Source organism: Pseudomonas sp. NBRC 111131, from assembly GCF_001320525.1.
GTDB classification, from domain to species: Bacteria; Pseudomonadota; Gammaproteobacteria; order Pseudomonadales; family Pseudomonadaceae; genus Aquipseudomonas; species Aquipseudomonas ceruminis.
The window spans coordinates 281,875-302,119 of sequence record NZ_BCBH01000003.1; the positions used below are offsets into that span (position 1 = coordinate 281,875).

At 63.2% G+C, this 20,245-nt stretch carries 12 protein-coding genes; all 12 read right to left on the reverse strand.

Annotated features, from left to right (window positions below; all coding sequences use genetic code 11):
* Positions 1-35: 35 nt before the first annotated feature.
* The 12 genes from APH34_RS04985 to flgK all read right to left on the reverse strand — a co-directional run bounded on the left by APH34_RS04985 (position 36) and on the right by flgK (position 20,236).
* Positions 36-971: a ketoacyl-ACP synthase III gene (locus APH34_RS04985; protein WP_054900071.1), complete on the reverse strand. Its 936-nt coding sequence runs from the start codon at positions 969-971 to the stop codon at positions 36-38.
* A gap of 215 nt (positions 972-1,186) precedes the next feature.
* Positions 1,187-2,332 carry a dTDP-4-amino-4,6-dideoxygalactose transaminase gene (gene rffA / locus APH34_RS04990; protein ID WP_054900072.1) on the reverse strand — a complete coding sequence of 382 codons (1,146 nt, stop codon included), beginning with the start codon at positions 2,330-2,332 and terminating at the stop codon, positions 1,187-1,189.
* A gap of 47 nt (positions 2,333-2,379) precedes the next feature.
* Positions 2,380-3,066: a metallophosphoesterase gene (locus tag APH34_RS04995; protein ID WP_054900073.1), complete on the reverse strand. Its 687-nt coding sequence runs from the start codon at positions 3,064-3,066 to the stop codon at positions 2,380-2,382.
* A complete protein-coding gene (locus APH34_RS05000; protein WP_054900074.1) occupies positions 3,047-4,024 on the reverse strand; it encodes an ATP-grasp domain-containing protein in 978 nt (325 codons plus the stop codon). The genes APH34_RS04995 and APH34_RS05000 overlap by 20 nt, the downstream gene beginning before the upstream one ends.
* Positions 4,021-4,869 (reverse strand): NAD(P)-dependent oxidoreductase, encoded by an 849-nt coding sequence (locus APH34_RS05005; RefSeq protein ID WP_054900075.1) that lies wholly within the window; start codon positions 4,867-4,869, stop codon positions 4,021-4,023. Before APH34_RS05005 ends, APH34_RS05000 begins: the two co-directional genes overlap by 4 nt.
* Positions 4,866-5,594 (reverse strand): bifunctional 2-polyprenyl-6-hydroxyphenol methylase/3-demethylubiquinol 3-O-methyltransferase UbiG, encoded by a 729-nt coding sequence (locus tag APH34_RS05010; protein ID WP_054900076.1) that lies wholly within the window; start codon positions 5,592-5,594, stop codon positions 4,866-4,868. The genes APH34_RS05005 and APH34_RS05010 overlap by 4 nt, the downstream gene beginning before the upstream one ends.
* A gap of 67 nt (positions 5,595-5,661) precedes the next feature.
* Positions 5,662-9,207, reverse strand: a complete 3,546-nt coding sequence (locus tag APH34_RS05015; protein ID WP_054900077.1) for a glycosyltransferase — start codon at positions 9,205-9,207, stop codon at positions 5,662-5,664.
* A gap of 51 nt (positions 9,208-9,258) precedes the next feature.
* The gene (locus APH34_RS05020) at positions 9,259-9,960 is read right to left on the reverse strand and encodes a WbqC family protein (RefSeq protein WP_054900078.1); all 702 of its coding nucleotides are present in this window, start codon (positions 9,958-9,960) and stop codon (positions 9,259-9,261) included.
* A 118-nt stretch (positions 9,961-10,078) separates the two neighbouring features.
* Positions 10,079-12,829 carry a glycosyl transferase gene (locus tag APH34_RS05025; protein WP_256215523.1) on the reverse strand — a complete coding sequence of 917 codons (2,751 nt, stop codon included), beginning with the start codon at positions 12,827-12,829 and terminating at the stop codon, positions 10,079-10,081.
* A 55-nt stretch (positions 12,830-12,884) separates the two neighbouring features.
* Positions 12,885-16,463: a glycosyltransferase gene (locus tag APH34_RS05030; RefSeq protein ID WP_054900079.1), complete on the reverse strand. Its 3,579-nt coding sequence runs from the start codon at positions 16,461-16,463 to the stop codon at positions 12,885-12,887.
* 145 nt (positions 16,464-16,608) lie between these two features.
* Positions 16,609-18,192, reverse strand: a complete 1,584-nt coding sequence (locus APH34_RS05035; protein ID WP_054900080.1) for a flagellar hook-associated protein 3 — start codon at positions 18,190-18,192, stop codon at positions 16,609-16,611.
* A gap of 13 nt (positions 18,193-18,205) precedes the next feature.
* Positions 18,206-20,236 carry a flagellar hook-associated protein FlgK gene (gene flgK, locus APH34_RS05040; RefSeq protein WP_054900081.1) on the reverse strand — a complete coding sequence of 677 codons (2,031 nt, stop codon included), beginning with the start codon at positions 20,234-20,236 and terminating at the stop codon, positions 18,206-18,208.
* Between the last annotated feature and the right edge of the window lie 9 nt (positions 20,237-20,245).

Here is a 20,245-nt window from a genome sequence, read left to right on the forward strand (position 1 = left end):
CTGAAGGCGGCGGCGTCTACCACGGCGATGAACGGTCAGTCACGGCGCTCGATGATTGCCGAACCCCACGACAGCCCCACACCGAAGCCACTGAGGGCTACGCGCTTGTGCTGCGAACCGAGCACGTGCTTTTCCAGCAACAGCGGAATGCTCGACGACACGGTATTGCCGGTCTCGACCATGTCCTTGACGAACTTGCGCTTGTGCGCGCCTTCATCGAACCGCGCCGATACGGCGTCGACGATCGCTGCGCTGCCCTGATGCAGGCAATACAGGTCGATATCGTCGGACTCAAGTTCGCTGGCCTCCAGCAACTGCTGCAGGTGCGCAGGCACTTTGACCAGGGCGAAGTTGTAGACCTGACGGCCATTCATGAAGAACTTGCCATCGGTGGTACGCAGGTGCTCGGCGCCGGCACCGTCGCTGCCGAACAGCGACTTGCCCAACTGCCAGGTGGCACCCTCGCCCATCCAGGTGGCGGTGGCAGCATCGCCGAACAGCATGGTGGTGTTGCGATCTTCAGGGTCGACGATCTTGGAGTAAGGGTCGGCGGTGATCAGCAGGCCGTTTTTCAAACCGGCGGCTTCCATGAACCCCTTCATTGCGTACAGGCCGTAGACATAGCCCGAGCAGCCCAGGGAGATATCGAAGGCCGCGATGGCGGTCGACAGGCCAAGCTTGTGTTGCACGATGGCAGCGGTGTGCGGCAGGCCTTCGGCGTCGCCGTTCTGGGTGACCACGATCACGGCGTCGATGGAGGCCGGGTCCAACGACGGATTGGCAGCGAACAGATTCCGGGCGGCCTCGACGCAGAGGTCGGAGGTTTCCTGGGCAGCCTCCTTGCGCGGCAAGAAGGTCGAACCGATCTTGCCGAAGATGAAGTCCTGGTCTTTGCCAAACTTCGCGCCCTGGGCGTAGTTGTCCACCCCTTCGGTAGGCACGTAGCTGGCGATGCTTTTAATGCCAATCATATGGCTTCCCAATTCAATAACAGCGAAGTATCCACTGCCTGCGCAACGGCAAACGCCAGGCGATACGGCAGGCACCGATCCCTGAGCATTTTCCAGGCGCAGCGCAGCGGCTCCCGGTTTTCGACAATATACAGTGAAGATGCGCGTTCTGACTGCCAGGTCACGCTCTTTTTGTCGAATAGACCAGCGTTACGCCGTGCGCCCGCCCTTGGGTATCAGAACCTGGCCAGGATATCGCCGAGAATCTCCACCACGCGCTGCTGGGTGCCCTTGGGCATGCCCCACCACAATGGCAGGCGCAACAGCCGCTGCGCACTGTAGTCGGTGACCTCCATGGCACCATGGGCGCGCCCGTAACGTTCACCGGCAGGCGAAGAATGCAGCGGCACATAATGGAACACGGCATAGATCTCGTGCTGCTTGAGTGCGCCGAGCACCGCCTGGCGATCAATGCCCGGAGCCAGCAGGACATAGTACATATGCGCATTGTGCTGGCAGCCCTGCGGCACGATGGGCCGGCGCAACAACCCCTGCCGCTCAAGGCCGGCCAGGGACTCATGGTAGGCCTCCCAGGTCGCCAGGCGGTTGTCGGTGATCGCTTGCGCTTCCTCCAGCTGTGCCCAGAGGAATGCTGCGATCAGTTCACCGGGCAGGAACGACGAGCCCACATCCTGCCAGGTGTACTTGTCCACCTCGCCACGGAAGAAACGGCTACGGTCAGTGCCCTTTTCGCGAATGATCTCAGCCCGCAGCACCTGCTCCGGGGTATTGACCAGCAACGCACCGCCCTCACCCGAGATGACGTTCTTGGTCTCATGGAAGCTGAACGCCCCCAGATCACCAATGCTGCCAAGGGCCCTTCCCTTGTAGGTGGACATCACGCCTTGGGCCGCGTCTTCCACGACATGCAGCCCGTGCTTGCGGGCAATGGCCATGATGCTGTCCATTTCGCAGGCCACCCCGGCATAGTGCACGGGCACGATGGCCTTGGTGCGTGGGGTGATGGCGGCCTCGATCAGGCGTTCGTCGAGGTTCAAGGTATCTGCACGGACGTCGACGAATACCGGCACCGCGCCGCGCAGCACGAAGGCGTTGGCGGTGGAAACGAAGGTGTAGGACGGCATGATGACTTCATCGCCCGGCTGGATATCCAGCATCAGCGCGGTCATTTCCAGGGCGGCGGTACAGGAGTGGGTGAGCAGCGCCTTGGCACAACCGGTCTGCGCTTCCAGCCACTGGTGGCAGCGCTTGGTGAACGTACCGTCACCGGCGAGCATATTGCCGAACTTGGCTTCGGCAATGTAGTAAAGCTCCTTGCCAGTCATGTGCGGGCGATTGAAGAAGATCTTTTCAGTGCTCATTGCTGTTTTTCCGCAGGTAGGACGGTAGAAGGGCTACAGCTGGGAGTTCAAAGCCCCTGAATGGCGCTGATCCTTCCACCTATCTGGGTGCCTTTGTCTAGGTTTTCATAGAAGTACGACGTGAAGCCTGCCCTGGCCATGGCCTGCTGAACCTGCGCGATGTCGTATTCGACGCGGTGCAGCTCGAACGCCTCGCCATCCCAGGTTGCAAACGCAGCCCGCGGGTCGCCGTCACGCGGCTGGCCAACCGAACCCGGGTTGCAGTAGACCTTGCCCTGCCCCTGCCAAAGATACTGGACATGGGTATGCCCGGACGCGAAACAGCCACCAGGCAACGCGTCGAAATAAGCCTGGGAAGGCCGCAGGTATTCATCCAGAGGGTCGTTCCAGCCACCGTGCACAAGGCTTATGCCCTGCTCGAAGGCCTGCAACGCCAGGCCGTCGAGCCATGCCAGGTTCTGCTCGCTGATAACACCCGCCTGATAGTCCAGGCAAGCATTGGCACTGTTCGAACGTGGGCAACGCTGCTGCCTGGCCAGGTACCAGTCATGGTTACCCATGACCGAAAAGACCGCCCGTTCACGCAACGCATCGCAGCACTCGTTCACCTGGCAGTAATAACCGGCGGTGTCGCCCAGGCAGATGATCCGCGATACACCCAAGGCATCGAGCCTGGCCAGCACGCTGCTCAGCGCGCTGTAATTGCCATGGACGTCAGAAATGATCCCGATCATAGACGATCAAGTCCTCGATGTAGCGGACGGCGAGCCCCGTCCTGACGGCGGCCGCGGGCGGCGTCTGGTGGTCCAGGTAGAACGCCAGGCACATCGCCGCCTCGTTGTAGCCGAACGCTCGGCGAATCGAGCTGGTCGAAGAAATCCTCGGGTTGATCTCCAGCAACTTCCAGCTGCCGTCATCAGCACGGCGAAACTGCAGATTGGTCGGGCCAACCGGCTTGAATGCACGGCACAACCTGGCGACAACCTGGTCAAGCGAAGCGTCCGAGCAAACCCGCGCCTTGGCCGTGGAACCGTCCGAAGCCAGGCTGCGCCGCAGGGTGATGGTCGGGCCCGTCGCCCCTTGGCCGTCGCCGAACACTGCGACGGTAAATTCCTGTGCGGCACTGCCAATGATCGGTTGAGCCATCAGCACTTCACCCAACAAGCCGGCGTGTGCAGCAAAGTCCTGTTCCTGGTGCACCCACACCAGGCCCTTGGAGGCATAACCCTTGCGGGGTTTGAGCAGAAACGGCAGGCCCAGGGTGTCTTTCAACGCGTGGAAGTCACCGCTGAGCGCGCTGGGTATACGGCAGGGCTCCTCCATCGCCAACAGGGCCTGGTCCATGGCCCACTTGTCGCGGGACAGGTCGATCAACTGCGGGTCATTGAGCGCTACCTGACAACGGGCGCCCTGCAGCAGGGCACGATTGTCGCAAAGCCAGTGTACGTCCTGCTCGATGCCCGGAATCAACAGGTCGACCTCATGCCTGGCAATCACCTCCAGCAACCACTGGGCATAACGCTTCTCGGCGGTCAGCGGGGCCTGCTCGAAAACGTCGCACCAAGCCCGGCCCGCAGCATCGTCGTAGATGTCGGTGCCCACCAGGCGAAGCGACGGGTCGGCCTCACGCAGCGATTTGAGCAGGCCATAGCCCATGATGGCGCCGACGCCCGTTACCATGACCGTTCTCATGCCTGCTGCTCCCTGTGCGTCTTGATCAGTTCGAAACCTTCGCCAATACCGATCTGCGGTGCATAGCCGATACGCTCGAACAATTCGCCGGAGCAGACGAAGGGTGGAAGATCGGGGATGTCGTCTTTTTCTGGCACGAAGCGAATGTCTGGCGGCGTGCCGAACGCCGCGAAGGCCGCCTGAGCGATCTCGGACAGCCGCGGATCCTGCGGATGGCCGCAATTGTGCACCCCCGCGACCCGCCGCTCGGCCACCCGCACGCAGATTTCAGCCAAGTCATCCAGGTGCAGGTAATTGCGCCGCGCATCGTTGCTGCCGTACAGATAGACCGTCTTGCCGACCGCCGCATTGTCGCCGATGGCGTACAGCAAAGGCTGATGCACGCGGCACCGGGCCTGGCTGTCGTATACCTGGCTGATGCGCAGGATGGTCAAGGCCATGCCGCGCGCCTGGCAATACAAGCTGACCAGTTCTTCAGCATGGCGCTTGGACAGCGCGTAGATGCCGTAATACGGATCGCCTGGCTGATGCGCCGCCCAGCGCGAGGACAGCAGGATGAAATGTCGCACCCCACAGTGTTCGGCCAGGCGGCAGGCGGCCAGGGCGCCAATACCGTTGACCTGTTCGGTGCGCATCAGGTCGTCAGGCTCGGCGCCGCCAAAATCGGCAGCGGCATGTATGACTACATCGAACGCCTGGTCACCGGGTGGCAGCACGGGCTGGCTCAGATCGAACAGGATGTCGGCCTCGCGACGCCCTGCCAGCTTGACCGGCCCCAGGCGGGCCAATGAACGGGCGACAACCTTGCCAATGGTCGAGGTGCTGCCGATCACCAGGCTTTTCATACCCCGTCGACCGTCGCTTCCAGCATCAACGCGCAGCTGAGTTCCGGATAATCGATCGCCACGGTGCACATGGCAGTGGTGATTTCATCACTCAGATCCAGGGCTTTCATCTGCGACGTCATGAAAGGCTTGAGGAACAACCCTTCCTTGCGCAGCACACGCAGGCCGGCCTGCTCCAGCTCCTCGGTCAGGGTGTGCAGCGAGTAGGCGCGCAGGTGACCCAGTTCGTGATCGCCCTGGCCCAACACCATCATGTCATCGAGCAACCCGGCAGCATGGCCGAAGCGTCGGTGCAGCGACTGCGCGTTGGGCACCAGGACAAAGCACCGCCCTCCCGGGGCGAGGAACTGCTTGAACCTGCGCAGGACCACCTGAGGGTCTTCGACATGCTCAAGGACGAAGCCCATGACGATCAGGTCAAAGCGCTGATCGGTGTCGAAGTGTTCAAAATAGGCCTCGACGATTTGCGCGGGACTGTCCGGGTACTGAGCCTGGAATTGCGCGATCACCGAAGGCGAACCGTCGATGACGGTGTGCGAATTGAAGTACCGGGAAAACCGATTGGTGGAGAAGCCATGACCGATGCCGAGCTCGAGCAGGTTGAGCTCTTGGCCGCACAGCTCCATGATCCGCCGCGGATACCAGTTGAGCATGATGTTGTTGTCATAGGCGTAGCCGAAACTGTCGCTGTATGCGCCGATGAAAGTATCAAGAGTGTTGTTCATGTTTGCCCAGCTCCAACGTTGGGTCGGACCTATATCCGCCGTGATCTGTTCAGGTGCCGCGTGGCGCTCAATCTGCCAGCCAGGCACGTCGCCATGCTTGTAGCCGCTCGCCTTTGAGCAGCCATTGTTCACGCACCCTGGCCTGCAAGGCGTCGCCCAGGCACGCTGAAGCCTGGCGGTCCTGCAGGTGCATGCGGATCGCCTCTATCCAGTCGGCTGCCTGGTTGTTTACCCGCGTCAGCGGCAGCGAGTCTCCCCCCACAAAACCGGCGACCCGGCTGCAGATCACCGGGTGTCCGCAGGCCGCATGCTGGAGGACGCGCAGATCGCCGGAGCAGGCGTTGCCCAGCGTCTCAACCATCGGCACCAGGGCCAGGTCCAGGTCCAGCCCCAGCAGGGCCGACGCCAGGTGCTGATGGTCGATTTCCGGGTGCCAGCTCGCCAGCAACGGCCGCAATTGCGTCGGGCACTCGCCCAGCACCACCCACTCGACCTCATCGGCCAGTGCCGGCACCACTTCGGCGAGCAGGTGCGAGTCCTTGCCACCCAGCCAGCCCAACCGCGGCTTGGCGCCCTTGCCCCGCTCTGCGCGCAGGGCGCCCCAGCTTTCGGGCAGGGCAGCTTCCAGCAGGCGCACGTCGTCATGCTCATCCTGCAGCAACTCGGCCAGTGCAGGGCTTGCCACCAGCACCCGGTCGGCCTGCATCAGGCCTTGGCGCATGCGCTGCACGATCTCGTCGGCGTCCCACTCCCCCGTCAGGTTCATTTCCGGCAGGTAGCCGTCCAGGTCATAGACCTTGAAAGCCTGGGAGAAGGCCCGCAGGCGGCGCATGGCCAACAGCCCCGCCTCAGCAAGGGGGCGCTGAAGGATCACGCTTGCCGGCTGCACACGCTCCACTTCCACGGGGTTGAGCAGGCCTGCGGTCACCACACCATCGACAATGCCGCTTTCGCGCAATGCCTTGAAAGGCAGGATCAGCCGCGTTCGCCCTGCCACCTGCTGGTCGGCCGCGCAAGCGAGCACGTTCGGTACGAGGCCTTGCAAGGGCCGCCAACTGAAGCCGTTGCTGTCCAGGCTGAAGCTTTCGCCCGTACGCAGCGAGAAATTGCTGTTGTAAGAAGCGTCGTTTGCCAGTTGAGCAAGCCAGCCTGCATACAAGGCGTCTGCCTGCTCGGCACTGTGGGTTGGCACCGATTGTTGGTCGAGCAACAAGCGCGCGTAGGGCGTCCAGACGTTGAGGTAGCCGCCACGCGACAGCCGCAGACACAGGTCGGTATCGATCCAGGGTGCCAACAGCGGATCTGCATCGAAGCCCCCGGCCTCGATGAACAGTTCGCGCCGCACCATCAGGCATTGCCCTCCGACGGCTTGGCAGTTGCGCTCAAGCCATAACTGGCCCATGTAGCCCAGAGCCTGCGCAGGCTGCCCCTGGAATGCCGGCCCAACCGTGCCGCCCTGCCCCAGCACCAGACCGGCCTGGTATACGTTGCCGTCCATATCGAGCAGTTTGCCGCCCACGGCGCCTACTTCAGGGCGCTGGGCGTGGTTGAGCAGGGCTTGCAGCCAACCGCGGTCGAGGACGCTGCTGCGGGCATCGAGCCAGACCAGATACTCGCCCGTTGCCTCCTGCGCCGCCGCATTGCACATGGCAGCGCGCGGCTGACCCGGCATGAAACGAATCACCTGCAGCCTGACCCCGTCAAGGCGCTCAAGCAGTGCCAGCCACGTCAGCAAGGCGGGGTCCTGATTACCCGGCTCGATCAGCAGCACCTCGAAATCGACAGCGGTCGCGTGCGACAGCAGGCTCTCCAGGCAGCGTTGGAAGTGCGCCAACTGCCCTTCCAGGTAGATCAGCAGACTGACCGAAGCCTTTCGCGGGTGACCGTAGTCAATCCGGTAACTTCCCGCCGCCACCTGTACAGGGATCACCCGGGCACCGCTGTATCCGCGCTCATGCAGGTGGGCAAGGATGACTGCCTGCTGGTCGGCGCAGTGCTCGGCAGCCGCCTTTTCGGCGACCAGCAGCGGCTCGCTGACGTGCGCCACACAGCCGAGGCCGCGCTCCACGAGAAGACGCAGTTGGAACTCGAGTTCGAAAGCACGTCCGCCCGCATCATCGAAGCCGCGCAGACCGCGCACCGCCTCACGCCGGTACCACCAATGGCGCGACAGACCGGCAGGATAAGCCAGCAGAAGATCCAGGTTGAGCCCGGGCCGCAACGACAGCTCGATCGCTCCATCTTCCCGGCGCAGCGCCTCATCGGCATACATCGCCAGGCAGTGCGCTGGCGCCTGTGACAACTGGACCGCACTCATCAGCAGGCCGCTGGCAATGAAGCTGGCTCCCGCCTCGACTACCATGAACCAGCCGCCTTGCACCGCTGCAAGCCAGTCGTTGATGGCCGCCACAGGCGCCTGCGGATCGCCTTCGAACCACTGCACCCCAACGCCTTCCGGCAGCTGCCGGCCGAGCACAGTGACCTCGGCGCGTCGGTACAGGCCCCGCGCCAGGCTGTCCAGGGTAGCAGCCAGGGCAGCCGAATCACCGTGATCGATCACCAGTACGGCAAGGCTCGGCGCCGCTGGCTGGCCCACCTGCGCTTCGAGCACACGCAACTGCCCAGGCTGCGGGTAGCGCTGGCGCAACCAGTCGAGCATGCCCAGCCGGTTGCCGACAGCCTCACGCCGCGCGGCAAGCTGAGTCTTGGCGATGAACACTTCAAGCTGCTGCCAGAATGGCGCGGTGCGTTCGACGTAGCGCGGCAAGGCCTGGTCCAGGTTTGCCCTGGCCAGCTCGAGCGCATCGGGCTCATCGAGCATGGCAAAGCCGATGCAGCCAAAGAAACTGTTTTCCAGGAAGGTCCGGTCAATACCCTGCCCTGGCATGAAAATCACCGGACAACCGCACAGCACTGCGAGCACGCAGGTCATCGACCATTCGTAGGTGTACAGCACTTGAGCCTTACGCAGCACCCCGGCAAGTTCGGGCAGGGGCAGCGCCTTCGCAATGCTCAGCAGTTGGATGTCCGAGGGCAGCTGCCCGTAGTCGATCCGCTCCAGGGGATGGCGATTCTGATACAGATAGCGGCCTTGGCGGGGGCTGTCGCAGGGGTCAGTGCGAAACAGCTGGATATCGACGGTCGGCAGGCACAACAGATCACCGCCCGGATTGCCGTGGTGCTCGGCCAGGCGCGGGGCGTAATAGAAGAACAGGTCATCGGCCCTTGCGTGCATGGCCTTGCCGGAGATGAACCCTTCGAAGTTCAGGAGAAAACGCACCACCACCGGCAGGTTCAGCGGATTGCCTGAAGTGACTTCCGGGTACACCGCGATCGGCACCTTCCCCGCCACCTGGTGGCGCTCGGCTATTGCCGGCTCGAGCAACGGTGTCTTGAGGTCCGAATTCACGACCTGGGCGCCGCATAGATAGGCCTCACGGCCATTGAGATTAAGCAGATGGCAGAGGTAGTGCAGCGACACGATCCCTGAGGACGTCTCGCGGTAGTCGGGCGCGTAGATGTAGTAGGGATGTTCCGGCTTGGCAAACATCAGCCGCAAACGCGCCAGCGCCTCTTCGTGCGGTAGCAGGTCTGGCTGCGCAGGGTTCGACATCGGTGAACTCCAGGTTCAGATCACAATCGGGCAATCACGGCACCTGCCTTTTCAGGCAGCCCGTCGTTCCAGAAACGCCATGGCGTCGGCGCCGGTGTTGAACAAAAGATCGATTACGCTCACCGCGTGCTGGAACTCGCCAAACAACTGCGGGTACTCGGGATAACCTGCGTAGCTCATGTACGACAGCCCGATGCCAGCCGCGGCAAACGCCGCCTCGTCCAGGTAACAGCTGGCGGCCGGGCCGGACAGGTAATCGGTGCCCTGCACCGCCTGGCACAGGTGAATCAGGCGCTCATTGCGGCCCTCTGCCTGGCCAAGCGCTTCGGAGCGGTACAGGGGCGTATGGATGCCCAGCAACGGGCACAGGCCGGCGATGAACAGCTGGTTGATGGCCGACAGGTGAGTCATGCTGCCCGCCTGCTCGTAGAGCGCGCGAACCTTGCCCTCCAGCTCGGCGAAGCAAGGCGCGCGCCGGTAGCTCATGGCGAGGGTCTTCCAGTGCTGCTCGGCCCAGTTCGGATCGCTGATCTCCACTTCATTGATCAACTGCTCGAAGCGCCCTTTGTTCTTTACCGGCACGCTCAGCCAGTGCTCGCCCTGGGCGGTCTTGATCTTGTTGCGGTTGCGCCAGTCGCGACGGGTGTATTGCACATCGTCGTAGAACACAAAAGCATCGACGCTGCGGATCAGGTCGAAGTAGCCCTTCCAGGGTATGTAGTTCGACTGCAGAACAGCCACTTTCTTTGGCATCGCTAACCCCGAACCAAGGCTTCAAATGCCAGCCCTGGCCTGTCAATAATTCGCCGCCCGGCATAAAAAAGCTGGGCCATTGGCCCAGCTAGTGCAAAACCCGAGCCAGCTATATCAACTACGCCAGCTGAGCCAGCCATTGCAGCTGGGCGCTTGGCGCCGCGCCGCCACCGCACTGCGCCTGCCCGGTGAACACTGCAGGCCAGCGTGCAGCCAGTGCATCCCACGCGTGGGCCTCAGCCGCGCCAGGGGTGCTGACCTGCAGCTGCGAACGTGGTGTCCACAGCACCATCAGGCCGGCTTCTTTGGCGGCCAGGCACAAGTCGATGTCGGCACCTTGCAGCGTCTGCAGCCCGCCACAGTGGTCGAACAGTGCCTTGCGCACCATCAGGCAATCGCCGGACACGGCCGCACAGCTGCGCACCGAGCTGACCCAGTGTTCCTTGCGCGCCGCTTCGCTCGACAGCCCCTGCCACGGCGAGAACACCTGCGGGCCGGCAAGCAGCTCATAACCGGCATGCGCCAAGGTACCGTCAGCGGCATGCAGGCGCGCCCCGACAACACCGACTTCCGGACGCTGGGCCTCGTTGAGCAGGCCTTCGATCCAGGCCGGCGTGAGCACATTGCAACGCGCCGACAACAGCACCAGGTACTCGCCGCGAGCGTGGCTGGCGGCAAGGTTCAACAGCTGCTCACGCGAGGCACCTGGCTCACCCGCCAGCAACTGAATGCGCCCGCCCAGCGCCTTGCCGGCAGCACCGTCCAGGTCGAACTCACCCTGGGCACAGGCCACCAGTACTTCGTAACGCGGGTAGCGGCTGCGTTGCAGCACGGCGGCCAGGCACGCCTGCAATTGCGCCGTGTCGCCTTCGAAAGCCAGAAGGATACTGACCAGCGGCGTGGCGTCATGACGGAAATCGACCGTCAAGCCCGCATGTCCCTGGTCACTGACCTGGCTGCGATAACCCAGTTGCGCCAGATGCCTGCCCAGAACCGCCTGCGCTTGCTCTGCCAGCGCTGGCGAAGCCTGCCGCGCGACGACCAGGAACTCATCCATGTGCGCCAGGCTGCCCAGCCCCTGCGTTTCGACCAGACGCAGCAGCAGGTCGAGCTCGATGGCCTGACCGTTCGTCTCACTGTAACCGCCCAGCGCGAGCACCGCCTCGCGGCGCACCAGCCAATGCCGCGACATCAGCCCGGGTTGGCTACGCAGCAGGTCGAGGTCAGCACCAGGGCGCACGACACTGAACAGACGCCCTTCGTCGTCACGCTGCACTTCATTGGCCGCGATGGCCTGGCACGCTGGGGCCTCGCTCAACTCCACCGACAGGCGCAGCAGACCGCCAGCCAGCAGCTCGTCGCCGGCATCGAGCAGCAGCAGCCACTCGCTCGGCAGCTGGCGCACCGCCTGGTTAAGGTGGGTCACCCAGTTGCTGTCATTGACCTGGATGAAGTGCAGGGTATCGCGTGGCGTGGTGATCGCTGGCGCTTTGCCGGCCTTGAGCACCAGCAGCTTGAAATTGCGCAAGCCACTTTTGAGCAGGCTGTCGAACGTGGCTTGCAGTGCCAGGTCGTCGTTGCCGAGGTCGAGCACTATGAAGGCGACCTGCGCAGCGGGATGTTTAGCCAGGTGCGCAAGTACGCGCTGGCGGCCGACCTGATCCGGTGTGGCGGCGGCAATGGCGGCAATGACCTCGCCGGATGCAGTACCCTGCAGGCGTTGCTGCTGATCGCCAGACGGGACCTGCTCAAGCCGCGCCAGCCAGTCCGCCAGTTCACGCGCACGCGCGATATCGGCGCCACCGCGCAGCATCGCCAACAGACGTTGGCACACTTCGATATTGAACAGGCCCAGCGCCAGGGCTTGCCAGTAGCGATGCAGCTGGCTCTCGGCATTATCGTTGGGGTGTTCCTGCAACAAGTCACGCTGACGCACCCAGATGCCTTCCAGCGCGTGCCGTTGCTGTTGGCCGGCGGGCCAGGCGTGGCAGAGGAACTCCAGGTGGGTCAGCTGCGCAAACAATGCACCGTTGTAGTAAGGCAGCTCGACATCCTGACGCGGCTCGAACTCACGCTCCGGCTCATCGAGCACGCTGCCCCAGCGGGAAGTGAAGATCAACGCTGCCGCGTCCTGGTCATAGCTGTTGCGCACGAACTGGTTGAGCACGGTGAAGCCGTCTTCGCCACCACACAGCTGATGCACGTCGGCATCCCACTGGCGCAGGGTTCGCACCAGCTGCGTCAGGTGCTCTTCGCGGGCGACCGGGTTGAGCGCGGGCGGCGCATGTTCGACGATCACGTCAGTCTGCGCCAGGTGCACCACCGGCCCCTGGGCCAGCAACGCATACGACAGGGCCACCCGCAGGGCAGCCGCATCAAGCTCATCTGGCAGCGTGGCCACTGCGCGCTGCAGGGCCGACACACGCATTACCGCGCGCCACGCCTGCTGCCCAGCCAGGGCATATTGTTCGAGCCTTGCCCAGGCTTGACCCTCGGCCAGCGGAGCAAAGGCCGCCCCCATCCTGTAGTAACGGACCAGCCCGCTGCCTACGGCGTGACCCAAGGCGTAGCCTTGGGCCGCCACTGCCGAGGGCTGAGCGGTCAGGCGGATGACCGCATTGTCCAGCGCCGACGCCAGCACGAAATCAGCATCCAGGGCCAAGGTCACAAAGGGGGTCGTCAGGTTGCCGAGCACTTGCAGCAAGGGCTGGATCTGCTCATCGCGGGCTGAACCGGACAACGGTTCAAGCACCACGCAAGGCACACCGGCCTCACGATAGTAGTGCTGCGCGCGGGCACGGCTGTCTGCTTGCCCCTGCCCCAGCAGTACAACGGTCACATCATTGCGCGAGCCAATTGCGGTTTCCATCATCATGCACCTGTTCAGTTTTCATTGCGGCGCGGGCACGGGCCTGCGCCAACGTTCAGTCCGCCAGCCAGGCGTTGGCCCAATGCTGCAAGTGGTGCGGCATCAGCATGTAGTCCTGCAGCACCGCCTCGCGCAGGGCATCACCCTGGCGATAGCTGGCCTGCGGGTCGGCCAGGTGCATGCGGATCGCATCCAGCCATTGTTGCGTGGTGTTGTCCTTGACCCGGGTGCACGGCAGATAGCCGGCGTAGGCCTTGGCATCCGTGCAGATGACCGGGAACCCGCAGGCACCGTACTCCAGCAGGCGCAGGTTGCTCTTGCAGTCGTTGAATAGATTTTGCTCCAACGGTGCCAATGCCAGGTCCAGGTTGAGGCTCGCCAGCTTGCGTGGGTAGTCGGCCATCGCAATTGCGCCGTGGAACTCCTTCACGTAAGGGCGCAAGACCTCCGGGCACATCCCGAAGAAGACCCAGTCCACCTCGTTGGCCAGCGTCCTGACCACTTCCAGCAGCAGCTCCAGATCACCCCGATGGCTGGTACCACCGGCCCATCCGACACGTGGCCGGGCGCTGGTCTGGCGTTGGCTGGCAAGGCCCGCCCACAACTGGGCCGACAACATGTTGGGTACCACGCGAATATCGTGGTGCATGCTAGACAGTGCATCGGCCAGAGGCTCGGTGGAGCAGACCACGCGATCACACAACGCAATACCTTGGGCAACCAGTTCACCGATGTTGCTGGGCAGGTTGCGGGCATGGTCGTTCTTCTTCGGTGGCTCGATGATGTAATCGTCCAGCTCGTAGATTCGCCGTGCATGGGAGAATCGCTTGAAGCGGGCCATTTCCTTGAGATTGGTCGGCGTGTAGCGGCACTGCAGGATCAGCACATCGGGCTTCTCCCGCTCCAGTTCGATCAATCCGGGGGTCGTATGGTTGATTCGCCCCTGGATCCAGCCCGCACGCTCAAGCTCGGTGAACGGCTGGATCACCCGGTAATGCCCAATCGCCGTGGTGTTGCTCGGCAACGCCAGCACCGAAGGCATCGCACGTGCAATGAAGGGGTCCCAGCCTGTGCGCAAGCCTGGCTCGAGGTTGAAATTGGCAAGCTTGAGGCTCAGGTTGTCGTTGTACGCCGGGTCACGTGCCAAGCGGGGCAGCCAGCGGTCGTAAACAACGTCCTGGTCGGCTTGTGTCACTTCATCTACCGATCCAATTGCAGCGTCGCCGGACAGTTTGGCGACGCGTGCAAACGGCGTCCACACCACCAGATAACCTTGCTCGCGGGCACGTAGGCAAAGGTCGACGTCGTACAGCGTGGCCTGCAGGGCGTTGTCATCGAGGCCACCCAGGGCTTCGAAGAGTTCTCGACGCACCGCCAGGCAGTCAATGCTCACCGCACTCCAGTTCTGTACCTGGCGCAAGCGGCCCATGTATCCCTCTGCGCCCAGCTTGCTGCCCACAAACGGCGTGCCGGCGGTGCCATTGTTCAGGCCAAGCACCAAACCCGCGCAGACGACCTTGCCATCGCCTGCACAGAGCATTGGGCCAACGATGCCAACTTCGGGCCGCTGCGCCTGGCTCATCAACGTGCTCAGCCAGTGCTTCTCGAACAACGCACAGCCTGGATCGAGCAGCAGCAGGTAGTCGCCACGTGCGAAACGGCTGGCCTGATTCAGCGCCGCCGCCCTGCCCTGCGCCTGCACGTCAACGATACGTAACTGATCGCCGCCCAGGCCGCGCATCGCCGTAAGCCAGTCGGCGAGGTCGCTAGACGCATTGCCGTCTGCAATTATCAGAACCTCGAAATGGCTGTAGTCGGTGTGCTGGAACAGCGATTCCACGCAACGCCTGAGCCCATGCAGATGCTTACCCGCCGGGATCAGGATCGACACGCTGGCCACACTGTCATGCAGGTAGGTCACGCGCGAAACCAGGCCAGTGCCGCCCCCTTCCACCGTGGCCGCCACACCCAGGCGCTGCAGGTGCGCCTTGACCACCTGCAATGCCTCCCGCTGCGCCTGCGGCTCATTGAACCAGTCTGCATAACCGCACTGACAATGCACCAGCATCTCGGCGACATGCTCCACCACCTGCAGACCATGGGCCTCGACCATTCGCCAGAGCAGGTCCTGCGGCGCCAGGCTCTGGTACTGGGTATCGAAACCGCCCAATGCTTGCAACGCCGCACGGTCGAACGCCAGCATGCGGCCCACATAAGGCACGCTACGCATCAGATCGAGGTTGAAATCGGGTTTGAAGATCGGATTGGAAGGCGCCAGGTTGTCGAAGGTGTCCTCGTCGCTGTACAGACACAGGCTCTGGCTGCGCAACGCCATGCGCTCGGCCATGATCACCAGCGCGTGCGCCTGCAAACGGTCCCCGGCACGCAACAGCAGCACCCAGTCGGCCGCCGCCGGGCTCGCCAGCCACTCATTGAGTTGCCCATAGCCGCTGCCGCGCAACGTCAGATACTGCACGCCTGGAGCAGCGACTTCAGCGAAACCTTCCGGGACCAGAACCAGGACGCCCGCTGTCGCATACGACTGCACAGCGAGGCTGTCCAGGGTGGCAAGCAGGGCCCTTTCATCCCCTGCCTGGCACGACACCACCGGCACGATGCGCGGCCGAACCGGCCATTGCGCGATGCGCTTCGACAGCAGGCGCAGTTGCCCGGCGGACAGCGTTCGGCACTCCAGCCAGTCGGCATAGAGTTCGGAAAAACTCAGCGCGTGGCTGCCGACCTGCTGAGCGAAGTTGGCAACCTGCCCGGCAAAGAACCGTCGAATATCGAACTCTTCCCAGACCTGATCGGCATCCCCGGTGTAAGCGTCCAGCGCCAGATAGCGCACCCACCCGTTGGCCGGCGCAGGCTCGCCGGTGCGCGCTGCCAGCATCTGCTGCAGCCATTGGGTCTCGCTCTTGTAGGCTTCGGTCATGCCGACGTGATGGCTGAGCCGGCCGGCATGCATGCGCTCGACACTCAGCACCTGCTCCAGGCTGGCAAGGTGACCTCGACGCAACAGGCAAGCGTACAAGGCAAGGTCCAGGCGGGCCGCGAACCCCTGCCCATCAAGCACCAGTTGAGCCAGGTAATCCTCGACCTGGGCACGGCGGAACATCGCATGGCTCAGCCCACCGAACAGGTTGGGGGCATTGTCGGCGATACTGGCCAACAGGTCCGTGCCGATCAGCACTGCGCTGTGCGGCGCGATCACGCTATTGAGGGCCCGGGACGGCAGCAGAATGTCATCCGCAGAGCAGATCAGGCGCTGAGCGATGACCATGCTGACCTGCTGCCACTGGGTCAGTACGCTGGCCTGACGGCTGATGCAACTGTCCAGCAGCAGGTCGTCATCACAGAGGAACTTGATCAGCTCCCCGCTCGCTTGCGCCAGGCAAGCCTGCAGGTTGCGCGCAAAGCCCATGCGGGTGGGGTTGCGAACATAGCGCAGGGGAGCCGCAGCGTCCTTGCTCAGCGCGGCGCAGATCGCCTCGATCTCGCCGTCGGCACTGTCGTCGCAAACGATGATTTCCAGGTTCGGATAGTCCTGAGCCACCGCGCTGGCCAGGGTGCCGCGAAAGAACTCGGCATTGAAAGCTGGAATGGCGATGCTGACGAGAGGCTGCTCAGTCACGATGACGACCTTGATAAGGGGTGGCGCGGTTCGCCTGGAGAACGGGCCGGCTTCAAGCCGTTAGCGAAACAAGGGCACCCTGGCTTGGCATTGTCAGCCACCGCCGGAGCACCCTTGTGGAGGACCTGGCGAAGGTCCGGGCCAATCAGATGTAGTTGACCAGCGAAAGCCCGGCGACCTTGGCATAGGCCTGCAGGGACGCTTGCAGCATGTTGCTCTGCATCTGCAGGCGCACCATGACCTCGGCCTGATCGCTTTCGCGGATCGAGCTCTGGGTCTTGGTGTTTTCAGCGCCCAGGGCTTCGTTGGTCTCGGCCTGCACATCCAGCGCCTGGCCGCGGCCACCGATGGCACTGACCGACGAGGACACCTGGTTGATCGCGCTACCGACGTTACCGATGGCCGAGTCCAGCGCGGCCTTGAAGTTCTGCTTGGCTACCGGGTCGCTGTCTTGCGGCGTGCTCAGCGCCGCGCGCAGTTGGCTGATGGTGTCGAGCACGTTCTGGGTTTGGTGGGTGTCAACCTTCACCGAGAACGAGTCACCTGCCGCCGGCGCGCCGGACAGCTCGAAGCTCACGCCCGCCGCAGTGGCAGTGGTACCGTTCGGCCCACCCAGCGTGCCCGAGGCCACTGGGCGGCTGTCGGCACTGACCGGCGAGGCATACAGTTCAAACGTATTGGTGCCGGTGAACTTGAGCACGGCGCCGCCAGAGGGGAATGCGGCCTTGTAGGCATTCGGGTCGGTGATGGTCGCTCCTGTCACCTGCTCCGAGGACGCGTTGCCAGGGCTGCGGGTACCGGTTACCGCGTCGGCCTTGGAGCTCAAGGTGAAGGTGTGGCCGGCGATCACCGCGTCTTCATTGCCCTTGTCACCGTCCTGGAATTTGATGCCCAGGCGCAAGTCGACACCGCGAAAGCTGATGGTGGTGTTGGTACCGTTGGGGTCGAACTTGCCACCCTGGCCCGCCTCCAGAGTGACATCGTTGCCGCCGGCGTCGGTGATCTTGAATTCGGTGCTGCTGACGAACTCGACCGTGTAGGGTTCACCGCTGCGGAAGCGGTCGTTATAGGTCGAGCTGCCCGAAACCTGGCCATTGGACAGGCTGACACGGCCATCGTCGATGGCTGGCGCGGTCATCTTGGTTTCGCTGCGGCTGGTATTGAGCGCCTGCTCGAAGGCGTCGTAACCGGTCTCGTTGGCCGCCAGGCTGAGCATGTCACCCACCTGCAGGTTCAGCTTGCCCTGGTCGCCCTGATAGCTGTAGGTGCCATCGGCATTACGCGAGTAAGGTGGGGTATCACCCTTGGAGCCGGAGAAGATGTACTTGCCGTTCTCGTCCTTGCTGTTCATCAGCGAGAACAGTTGGTCTTCCAGCGAGGCCAGCTCATCGGCATTGGCCTTGCGATCGGAATCGGTGAACGAGGCGTTGCCCGAGCTGATGGCCAGTTCGTTGACGCGCTGCAGGACGGTGCCGATCGCCTTCAAGGTGCTCTCGGCAGTGCCCAGGGCATTACGCACATTGACGATATTGCCGCTGTACTGCTTCAACATGTTCTGCTGCTGCTCCAACTGCAGCAACCGCGCAGCACCCACCGGGTCGTCCTTGGCCGACCGCACGCGAATGCCATCGCTGGCCTCCTGCTGCGTCCTCACCGTCTTGGCGAAGTTGCTTTGGTAGTTGGCCTGGTTGGTGTTGTAAAACTGCGAAGTAGAGATGCGTACACTCACGATCTACGGCTCCTTAAAGACTGTTGATCAGGGTGGCGAAAGTTTCCTGGGCCGCCTTGATGATCTGCGACGACGCGGTGTAGTACTGCTGGAACTTGACCAGGTTGCCCACTTCTTCGTCGACCGACACGCCCGACAGGCCGTTGCGGCTGTCCAGCGCAGAGCTGTGCAGCGCCGTGGTGGCGTCGGTGTCCATCTGGGCCTGGCCGGCTTTGCCGCCGACGTTGGACACCAGTTTGGCGTAGGCATCGGTGAAGCTGATGCCTTTGCCGTCGGCACCGACCTCGACCGTCGACTTGGTCTGCAAGTCGATCACCGACTGGCCATTGCGGTTGTCTGCCGAGCCTGCGCCGGTCAGTGCCACGGTGTAGCTGTCGCCGTTTTTCGGCGCACCGGACACGCTCATCTCGAAGGTGAAGTTGCCACCCAGCGCGTTGCCGTTGCCATCGACCAGCGGCACCGACAACTGCAACTTGTTCTCCTGACCCGGCACGATGGTGCCGCTGCCGATCTCGGTGCCCTTGGCGTCATACATCTTGTAGGCCTGGGGCGAGGTGCCCTCGTCGCCGAACACCAGTTTGACCGGGGTCGAGTACTTCAGCCCGTTCTGCAGCTGCGTACGCTGGGCAGCATCATAGATGTCCAGCTTGGAGGTCAACGTCGGTTGCGTGATGACACCGGTGCCCTTGTTGCCAGAACCGTTGGTGGCGGTCAGTGGCGAGGCCAGCGCCAGGCGCTTGGGGTCGGTGAGCACGGTGTCGATGTTGGCCGCAGCGTTGCGGGTCGGGGTGATCTTGAAGCTGTCACCCGCGCTCAAGCCACCGCCGTTGAGCGACAAGGTAAAGCCATCGATCACCGGCGGCGGCGTATCGGTGAGGTCGAAGCTGCCCATGTCGGTGCCTTCGGGCAGCTTGCGCACGCTGTAGCCGGTGGCGCTGGTAAAGGTCACCTGATAGTCGCTGGTGGACAGCTTGCCGGTGTCCTTGATGGTCACATCCAGGTTGCCGGAGCCCGCGCTGTTGCCGGTCTTGGCGACACTGCGCTCGCTGATGGCTTTGGCGCTGTTGATGTCGCCGAACAGCGTGGCGCCGAAGTTACCGTTCTTGTCGATACCCTGGGCCAACTGGCTGTTGATCGCGTCGGCTACCACCAGCGCGACGCGGCCCAGCTCATTGAGGGCAGGGTCGAGGGTTTCCTTGCGATAGCGGATCAAGCCACCCAGCTCGCCACCGGTGGCGCTGCTGGTGATGTCCATCTTGGTCGAGCCGCGGTTGAGGATCAGGCTCATGCGGGTCGGGTCGGTCGCGCTCGGCTCCACGCCCAGGGTCTGGGTGGTCTTGCCCAGGACCAATGACTGGCCGTTCTTCAGGTAGATGTCGTAGTTGCCGTCACGCTCGACCACGTCGGTGCCGATCAGCGCATTGAGCTCGCGCACCGCGCCGTCGCGCTGGTCAAGCAGGTCGTTTGGCTGACCGGAAATGGAACTGACCCGAGAGATCTGTTCGTTGAGGTCGGCGATGGTCTTGGTCAGGTTGTTCACCTGGTTGGCCAGCGCGCCCATGTTGCTGTTGACGTTGCTGTTCTGCTGATTGAGCTGCGACGACAGGGTGTTGAAGCGCTTGGCCAGCGACTGCGCACTGGTCAGCAGGAGCTGGCGCGAAGCATCTTCGGTTGGCTTGGCGGCCGCATCCTGCATGGCGCTGAAGAAGCTTTGCAGCGCGGCAGTGATACCGGTGTCGCTGCTGGACAGGGCAGTGTCCAGGGGTGTGATCTGGTCCAGGTACGAGGAAGCCTCGCTGCTCAGCGAAGTGGTGGTGCGCAGCTGGTTCTCAAGGAACGCGTTGTACACCCGGCGCACATCGGCCAGCGTGGTACCGCTGCCGATGAAGACCTGGCCGACCTGCTGGCCGCCCTTGGTCTTTTGCACGTTCTGCTGGCGCGAGTAGCTTTCGACGTCGGCGTTGGCGATGTTGTTACCGAGGGTGTACATCCCCGACTGCGCGGCGCCAAGCCCCGACATACCAATGTTGATCAGACTCGCCATGGTTCCATG

Bases quoted from the DNA above. Each gene is read 5' to 3' on its own strand.
- APH34_RS04985 (WP_054900071.1), bottom strand. From the start codon at position 971: ATGATTGGCATTAAAAGCATCGCCAGCTACGTGCCTACCGAAGGGGTG.
- rffA (WP_054900072.1), bottom strand. From the start codon at position 2,332: ATGAGCACTGAAAAGATCTTCTTCAATCGCCCGCACATGACTGGCAAG.
- APH34_RS04995 (WP_054900073.1), bottom strand. From the start codon at position 3,066: ATGATCGGGATCATTTCTGACGTCCATGGCAATTACAGCGCGCTGAGC.
- APH34_RS05000 (WP_054900074.1), bottom strand. From the start codon at position 4,024: ATGAGAACGGTCATGGTAACGGGCGTCGGCGCCATCATGGGCTATGGC.
- APH34_RS05005 (WP_054900075.1), bottom strand. From the start codon at position 4,869: ATGAAAAGCCTGGTGATCGGCAGCACCTCGACCATTGGCAAGGTTGTC.
- APH34_RS05010 (WP_054900076.1), bottom strand. From the start codon at position 5,594: ATGAACAACACTCTTGATACTTTCATCGGCGCATACAGCGACAGTTTC.
- APH34_RS05015 (WP_054900077.1), bottom strand. From the start codon at position 9,207: ATGTCGAACCCTGCGCAGCCAGACCTGCTACCGCACGAAGAGGCGCTG.
- APH34_RS05020 (WP_054900078.1), bottom strand. From the start codon at position 9,960: ATGCCAAAGAAAGTGGCTGTTCTGCAGTCGAACTACATACCCTGGAAG.
- APH34_RS05025 (WP_256215523.1), bottom strand. From the start codon at position 12,829: ATGGAAACCGCAATTGGCTCGCGCAATGATGTGACCGTTGTACTGCTG.
- flgK (WP_054900081.1), bottom strand. From the start codon at position 20,236: ATGGCGAGTCTGATCAACATTGGTATGTCGGGGCTTGGCGCCGCGCAG.